This is a genomic window from Kribbella sindirgiensis (assembly GCF_004331435.1).
GTDB classification, from domain to species: Bacteria; Actinomycetota; Actinomycetes; order Propionibacteriales; family Kribbellaceae; genus Kribbella; species Kribbella sindirgiensis.
The window spans coordinates 1-1,499 of record NZ_SJKA01000051.1 but is presented as its reverse complement, the minus strand read 5'-3'; the positions used below and the strand labels follow the sequence as shown (position 1 = coordinate 1,499).

General features: G+C 67.9%; 1 protein-coding gene. It reads right to left on the bottom strand.

The genetic code is table 11. The features are described from left to right. Positions 1-1,247, bottom strand: a 1,247-nt coding sequence (locus E0H50_RS42700; protein WP_131297169.1) for an IS110 family RNA-guided transposase, incomplete at its 3' end; no start/stop codon positions are given. Positions 1,248-1,499 lie beyond the last annotated feature (252 nt).

Here is a 1,499-nt window from a genome sequence, read left to right as displayed (position 1 = left end):
TCGAAGCGGACGGTCAGGCCGAGGGCGTTGGCCTGGTTGGTGATGTGGCGCATGGTGCGTTGGGGGTTGCGGCGGGTGAAGTAGTCGGCGCCGAGGTCGTGGTGGGCGAGTTTGTCGTGCAGGACGTGCCAGATGGCGATGACCAGCTTGTGCATGACCGCGACCAGGGCGCGTTGCCGGCCGCGGCGGGCAGCGACGCGCCGGTAGTAGACCGCGTAGTAGGAGTCTTTCTGTCTGATCGCGGCCATGGCGGCGGTGCCCAGGGTGCGTTTGAGGTTGGCGTTGCCGTGGCGGGTGTGGCCGGACTTGTTCACCCCGGCGGATTCGTTGCGGCCGGGGCAGACGCCGATCCAGGAGGCCAGGTGCCCGGCGGTGGCGAACGGGGCCATGTTGCCGCCGGTTTCGGAGATGATGATCTCGGCGGCGGTGCGGGCGATCCCGGGGATGGTATCGAGGTTGGTCAGGTCGTGGTCGTGGTCGTGCAGCAGGACGGCGATCCGCTGGTCCAGTTCGGCCACCAGCGCGGCCAGGTGGTCGATCTGGTCGAGGAAGTGGCGGCACATGAACGCGTGGTGGTCGGTGAAGGTGCCTTCCAGCGCCTCGGTGAGCGCGCCGATCTTGGCGCGGGCACCGCTGACGGTGAGGTCGGCCAGTCGTGCCGGGTCGCGCTCGCCGTCGATCAGCGCAGCCAGGATGCGTCGGGAACTGACCCCGGTGACGTCGGAGAGCACGCTGGTCAACTTGAGCCCGCTGTCCTCGAGTTCCTTTTCCAGCCGCTGGATCTCCCGGCCCCGATCGGCGCGGATCTCGGTGCGCCGACGGGTCAAGTCCCGCAGTTCCCGGATCGCTCGCTCGGGCACGAACGAGGCCATGACCATGCCCGAGGCCGCGGCTCGAGCCAGAAACGCCGCATCGGATGGGTCGGTCTTGCGGCCCCGGATCCCGCGCAGGTGGGCGGGATTGACCAGCATCAGGTTCAGCCCGGCGTCCTGCAGCGGGTAGTACACCGCCCGCCAATAGTCCGAGGTCGCCTCCAAAGCGATGACCTCGACCGAGCGCCCGGTCAGCCACTCGCGCAGCCGACGGATCGCCTCCGTCGTGGTATCGAACCGCTCGGTCTCCAGCAGCCACCGGCCCGCTCGCCGCGGATCCGGACTGCGCACGCACGCGACCACGAACCGCTTGCCGATATCCACGCCCGCCGCCCGCAGATACAGCACCTCGTCGTGCGCCTGTATGCCCGCCATGACTCACCGCCTCGTATCCATCCGACCGGGACGGCCACCCGGAGAGGTCACGGGAAGAAGCGAAACTGACACACGTGCTCTGCCGGCAGACACCCGCCGACTGGCAACAAACCGTAGACCCGGAGCAGACCTCCATCGCCATTCTGATGTTCGAGCTCTCGCGGCATCACAGTCAAACCGGCTTACCGAGCGGCCCACCCCATCTTCCCACCCCCGAGGAGTCGGCGAAGCAGACAAGAGCTTCTGATGTGT